Here is a 5895-nt window from a genome sequence, read left to right on the forward strand (position 1 = left end):
CAAAAATGACATTTTAGGTATTCTATTTTTTCCTGTCGGTGTTACTCCTCTCAATCCCTATGGTTAAGGGGAACATATCCACACTCGTAGTCGGAAACATATCCAACATTGGCTCTCGTTTGTGGGAAGATATCAACGGTTTTGTCTGTTCGTGAGAACATATCAACTCAAATCATTTCACGGTTAATCCCTTATCAATGGCTTCCTGAATAATCTTATGACAACATACCCCCAAAGGATTGTTTTCCTTACAAAGCGAATTTTTCATTGCTCCAGTTATGGCGTTTACTTCTTTAACGGTTTTCGCACCATGCTTTACAACTGCTTCAATTACCTGATCTTCTGTGACTTTGCTGCAATAACAAGCATACTTAGGATCTGCATCTTTCTTAAACCAGATAGGAACCCTAACTTGGTCTTTTAAGAATTTTATTTCTTTATCTAAGTTATAGTAAATAACGTCGCAGTCCTCATTCATGCATATCTTATATTGATCTCCATCAACGGCATTACGATAATCATCTGTCACCAAGTGTTCAACGGTTATCCTACTAACTGTTACTCCTTCATTATTACAGACAGGGCAACTCTCCTTTGTTCTATTTAAATTTTGTGTGATACATTCACAGCAACATTCATCAATAACTTTCAATTACATAACCTCCATATCTTTAAAACCATTTAATTCAAGGTAAATCCTAACCAATTTTTATTTATAGTTTTTAAATTAAAAAATACCCCTTGATTGTATAGTCAATTATCGGTATCATTCAAGGGGTGAATAGGAAAAATAGTTTATAGATTCTTTACATTCAAAGCTCTAAAAGCATTTAATACTGCGATGATAGTTACACCTACATCTGCAAATATAGCTGCCCACATAGTAGTTATTCCAAAAGCACTCAAAATAAGAACAATTATTTTTATTCCAATTGCAAATACTATGTTTTGATGTGCAATTTTTAGTGTCTTTTTAGAAATCTTCATTGTAGTAGCAATTTTCGATGGCTCATCAGTCATAATTACAACATCAGCAGCTTCAATGGCCGCATCAGAACCTAAACCACCCATTGCTATTCCAATGTCTGCACGAGCTAATACAGGTGCATCATTGATTCCGTCACCAACAAAGGCAAGTTTACCTTTTTTAGATTTTTGCGAAAATAATTCTTCTAGTTTTTCAACTTTGTCTGCTGGCAACAGTTCTGCATAAACCTTATCAAGACCAAGCTCTTTAGCAACTTTTGAACCAATACTTTTATTATCACCTGTCAACATAACTGTTTGTTTAATATTAGCTGCCTTAAGTTCCTTGATTGCTTGTGCTGAATCTTCCTTTACCTCATCGGCAATTACAATGTAACCTATATATTTGTTATTAACAGCAACATGTACAATAGTACCAATCAGCTCTCCCTTGAAATAAGGGATATCCATCATTTTCATAAGTTTGATATTTCCTACCATAACCTTTTTGCCATCTATTGTTGCAATAACACCATGACCTGATATCTCTTCTACATCTGAAATACGTCCATTGTCTATTTCTTTGCTATATGCACGTTTCAGTGAAAGTGAAATCGGATGATTGGAATAGCTTTCCGCATGTGCAGTTAATTCTAGTAGCTCTTCTTTGGAAACTCCTTCTGGATGAATTTCCTGTACATTAAATACACCTTTCGTTAGTGTTCCAGTTTTATCAAAAACAACAATTTCAGTTTCTGCTAATGCCTCTAAATAATTACTACCCTTGACTAAAACACCTTTTTTTGAGGCTCCACCTATTCCACCGAAGAAACTCAAAGGAATTGAAATAACTAAAGCACACGGACAGGATACCACAAGGAATGCTAGTGCTCTATATATCCAATCACTAAAAGTCGCCCCGTCTATAACAAGAGGTGGGATAATAGCTAGAAAAACTGCAATTATAACCACAACCGGTGTATAATATCTCGCAAACTTCGTAATAAATTGTTCTGAATTGGATTTTTTACTACTTGCATTTTCAACTAAATCAAGAATTTTACTTACAGTAGATTCTCCAAATTCCTTGGTAACCTCTGCTGTAATAACCCCATTAATGTTGATGCACCCACTTAGGATATCACTTCCAACTTCTACTTCACGAGGAACAGATTCGCCTGTTAGTGCCGATGTATCAATCATTGAACTTCCCTCAATTACCTTGCCATCAAGAGGAATTTTTTCTCCTGCTTTAATTACAATAATATCTCCAATTTGTACTTCATCTGGGTCAACTTTGACAAGTTCATCACCTTTTTTAACATTTGCATAATCTGGTCGAATATCCATAAGGCTTGCAATTGACTTTCTCGACTTGCCAACTGCATAGCTTTGAAACAGTTCTCCAACTTGATAAAACAGCATAACTGCAACACCTTCAGGATACTCACCAATAAAAAATGCACCAATTGTTGCAATACTCATTAAAAAATTTTCATCGAAAACTTGACCTTTAAAAATATTTTTTACAGCTCTTTTTACAACATCTCCGCCTACAATAATGTAACTTATTATAAAGAGAGCAATCTGTAACCATTCGTTATTTAAACTAAGCAATACTGCTGTAGCTAACACGGCTGTACCAATAATTATTCGCCATAGTCGTTTTGTCATACTAAATAGCCTCCTTTAAGCCTTTTTCATAGTTGTATAGGGTTCGATTTTTTTAACTATTTTTTCGGCCTCTGCTATTATTGTTGGCATTTTTTCATCCTCACCATCAATAACGAGTTTTGTGGTCATAAAGTTAACAGTAGCTTCTTTCACTCCATCAAGCTCATTAATAGCCTTTTCCATTTTTGCCGCGCAATTTGCACAATCTAAATCTTCAAGTATAAATTTCTTTTTCATTATTAAATCCTCCTAAATATTATTTGTAATTTTATTTTGAATACTACAAGTCTTTTTCAAATTTTCTTGAAGCATTGCTCATTTGAAATGAAGACTTAAATATATGCCCAAATATCTTCAAAAAATATTCTATTCTACCGCATTACTACTTCTCGTTGATATGAATTAGACCTTGGTCAAATATTTCTCTTACATGATCATCAACTAATGAATAATATACTACTTTGCCTTCTTTTCTGTTTTTCACTAAATTAGCTTGTTTTAAGACTCTCAGCTGATGGGAAATTGCTGATTGTGTCATGTTAAGTAATACAGCGATATCACAAACACACATTTCAGCTTCATGTAAAGCCCATAATATCCTGATTCGTGTTGAATCTCCAAATACTTTAAATAATTCTGCTAGATCATAAAGGCTTTCTTCTTGAGGCATTTTATCTCTAACTTGATTTACAATATCCTCATGAATTACATTGCAGTCACATCTTTCAATTGAATTAAATTTTTTAGTCATATTATCACCTCTTTTTAAATCATTTTATCTGATTACTTGAATAAGCATTCATACGTTGTATATTTATTATATTATTATTTTTCTCTTGTGTCAATAGTTATATGAGCATTTATTCAAGTGTTTTTATATTATTTAAAATATCTCAAAAACATCTACTACGCCATTAGTACAGTCCTTTCTCGGTATCCTGTTCCATACATATCCTTTAAACAATTCCTTAAAAATAAAGACTTCTCCTTCGTACAAGTTTTCGGTTTCTTTAATAGCTTCATCTAACAGCTTATTACATCACTCATGTGGTCAACTCCTTATCAATAACCTTATAAACAACATTTTTGATAATATCACATGTATAAATCATGTAAAAGTCAATGCAAAAACCGCCAATCAAGAGAACCTAACTCTTAATTGACGGTTTATATTAGTATTAAATCATACTTCCATTTCAATTCCAGATTTAAAGCATATTACAAAGTGGTCATCATAAACACTAACATTCTGGATAATCTTCCTTACTAGGGTATCATCATAACGTGTAACCATTACTGGAACATAAGCTATAAATTTCGTCTTTAAAATGTCCGTTATTTGCAGTTAATATGTTGGGTACATTTTCTAGCACAAAATACTTCGGTCTAACAACACTATCTACCTCAAAAAAATATTTAAATAAATAATTACGTGGATCATCCATTATTTTTCTTTTCCCTTTTTGAGAAAATCCTTGACAAGGTGGTCCCCCAACAATTACATCTATATTTTTATACTAATTAAAAACATCATCAATATCTAATTTTGAAATATCTTCATTAATCATTTTCACTTTAGGATGATTTTTTTTATAAGAATTAGCTATAGAATAGTCAACTTCATTTGCTAAAACAATTTCAAATCCTGAGTCAAAAAATCCTTTATATAGTCCACCAACTCCAGAAAACAAATCAATAACTTGTCTTCTCATCTTCTACCCTCATATTCGCTAATTTAGCATATTTTTCTTCTAATTCAACACCAATAAAATTTCTATTTAATCTATAGCTTGCAATTGCAGAAGAACCGCTTCCTAGAAATGGATCTACTACTAAATCGCCCTCATTTGAAAGCAATCTTATAAAATGTTCGAATAATATAATTGGCTTTTGTGTTGGATGTTTACCTAATTTCTTTTCCCTAGCAGTCGTGACAGATGTTTCAATATAGTCTAGAACCAATTTACCTTTATTATTGAATGTTCCTGTTTTTGTTTTATAAGTAAAATATATCCAGCACTCATTTGAATTAACAAAATGTAAATTCATATTTCTAGGCATTGGATTTGTTTTGTGCCAAATTCCAGTGGTTTTATAATAAAAACCAAATTTATTTGCTATTTCAACAAGAGTTTCAACCCTTAATATTGACATAAAAACTATCATGGAAGCACCATTCTTAAGTATCCTACTTGATTCTTTAAAAACAATCTCATATGGTCTTTCCAATCATTAAAATCTAAATCATCCCAACCAGCAGCACCAAAAAAATTAGAACGCATTTTTTGTAGATTTGTATCTCTCCCGTTCATGAAATTCGCAATATTATATGGAGGATCTGTAATAATTAAATCAACCGTAGATGAGTCTAACTTCCTCAATTCTTCTATGCATTCTCCATTTATTATTTCAATCATTTTTAATACACTCCATAATTTCTGATATGTCGCAATCCAATGCATCACAAATTCTGAGCAAAATATCGGTAGTTACATTCTCACCATTCTTTAATTTATAAAATGTACTCCTACTTACATTTGCTTTTTCCATAAGCTCATTATGTTGCATATCTAAATCAATAAGAAGAAGTATTTATACAACAAATATAATAGAAAATTATAATAAACATTTAAAAAAAGGAATAAAGAAAAAAGAACAATTCCCTAATGAACAATCTCTAAACAGATATGTTTGTGTATCAGCATGTGAATATAACGTAAAATATGTAGGTATATCACACTATGGTTTTAGTATGGCGAAAGAAGAATTAGAGAATATAATAGAAGAAATATATATAAACTAGCTTTTATTCCCTTCTAGAGTTTAGATTTTTCTATGATTTTGTCAAGAACAAGGGCAAGCCTTCTTTGAATTCTTGACAAAATCTCTCGAAAAATCTTATTAAACTCTAAGGAATAAAAGCCATAAAACTAATAAAATTTAAATAGTTAACTTTATTTAAAACCTCAGATTATGTTTACACAAAAATCTTGACACTGCCTTATCCTTCCTACGTCGATATAATTACTATTACATATTATTCTAACATACATCCTTATTTGTATATATATTTTTTTAAAACTTTTATTAAATATTAAGAAAAAATGGAGTGACTCAAAAATCGTGATTTCTGAGAAATCAGTTTTGTCGAGTCACCCTCACAAAGGTTCTGGGTCTATAATAAATACGGCTGATATTTATTGGCTCATCAAAAAATCGGACTGATGGAAAAAATCAGTCCGATTAAATTATATA

Annotated in this window: 6 protein-coding genes and 3 pseudogenes; 1 reads left to right on the forward strand and 8 read right to left on the reverse strand. The window is 31.5% G+C overall.

Features of this window, described 5'->3' with window-relative positions:
- Positions 1 to 172: 172 nt before the first annotated feature.
- The 8 genes and pseudogenes from ACO6OL_RS08535 to ACO6OL_RS08570 all read right to left on the reverse strand — a co-directional run bounded on the left by ACO6OL_RS08535 (position 173) and on the right by ACO6OL_RS08570 (position 5208).
- Complete coding sequence (locus ACO6OL_RS08535) at positions 173 to 652, reverse strand: Csac_0668 family 2Fe-2S cluster-binding (seleno)protein (protein ID WP_485486834.1); 480 nt, start codon at positions 650 to 652, stop codon at positions 173 to 175.
- A gap of 143 nt (positions 653 to 795) precedes the next feature.
- Positions 796 to 2877, reverse strand: a pseudogene (locus ACO6OL_RS08540) (heavy metal translocating P-type ATPase).
- Between the two features lie 145 nt (positions 2878 to 3022).
- Positions 3023 to 3391, reverse strand: coding sequence for an ArsR/SmtB family transcription factor (locus ACO6OL_RS08545; RefSeq protein WP_003145044.1), 369 nt, complete (start codon positions 3389 to 3391; stop codon positions 3023 to 3025).
- A 132-nt stretch (positions 3392 to 3523) separates the two neighbouring features.
- Complete coding sequence (locus ACO6OL_RS08550) at positions 3524 to 3670, reverse strand: DUF1413 domain-containing protein (RefSeq protein ID WP_485502828.1); 147 nt, start codon at positions 3668 to 3670, stop codon at positions 3524 to 3526.
- A 247-nt stretch (positions 3671 to 3917) separates the two neighbouring features.
- Positions 3918 to 4352 (reverse strand): annotated as a pseudogene (locus tag ACO6OL_RS08555) (DNA cytosine methyltransferase).
- A complete protein-coding gene (locus tag ACO6OL_RS08560) occupies positions 4333 to 4794 on the reverse strand; it encodes a DNA-methyltransferase (protein WP_314405797.1) in 462 nt (153 codons plus the stop codon). The pseudogene ACO6OL_RS08555 and the gene ACO6OL_RS08560 overlap by 20 nt, the downstream one beginning before the upstream one ends.
- 8 nt (positions 4795 to 4802) lie before the next feature.
- Positions 4803 to 5102: a class I SAM-dependent methyltransferase gene (locus tag ACO6OL_RS08565; RefSeq protein ID WP_233445898.1), complete on the reverse strand. Its 300-nt coding sequence runs from the start codon at positions 5100 to 5102 to the stop codon at positions 4803 to 4805.
- A complete protein-coding gene (locus ACO6OL_RS08570) occupies positions 5050 to 5208 on the reverse strand; it encodes a helix-turn-helix domain-containing protein (protein WP_003144933.1) in 159 nt (52 codons plus the stop codon). The genes ACO6OL_RS08565 and ACO6OL_RS08570 overlap by 53 nt, the downstream gene beginning before the upstream one ends.
- 7 nt (positions 5209 to 5215) lie before the next feature.
- Between ACO6OL_RS08570 and ACO6OL_RS08575 the strand changes: the two are divergent.
- A pseudogene (locus ACO6OL_RS08575) lies at positions 5216 to 5327 on the forward strand (transposase); the annotation flags it as partial.
- Positions 5328 to 5895 lie beyond the last annotated feature (568 nt).

Source organism: Gemella sp. (assembly GCF_057272915.1).

Coding starts and splice junctions, on each gene's coding strand:
- ACO6OL_RS08545 (WP_003145044.1), bottom strand. CDS start 3,391: ATGACTAAAAAATTTAATTCAATTGAAAGATGTGACTGCAATGTAATT.
- ACO6OL_RS08560 (WP_314405797.1), bottom strand. CDS start 4,794: ATGTCAATATTAAGGGTTGAAACTCTTGTTGAAATAGCAAATAAATTT.
- ACO6OL_RS08565 (WP_233445898.1), bottom strand. CDS start 5,102: ATGCATTGGATTGCGACATATCAGAAATTATGGAGTGTATTAAAAATG.
- ACO6OL_RS08570 (WP_003144933.1), bottom strand. CDS start 5,208: ATGCAACATAATGAGCTTATGGAAAAAGCAAATGTAAGTAGGAGTACA.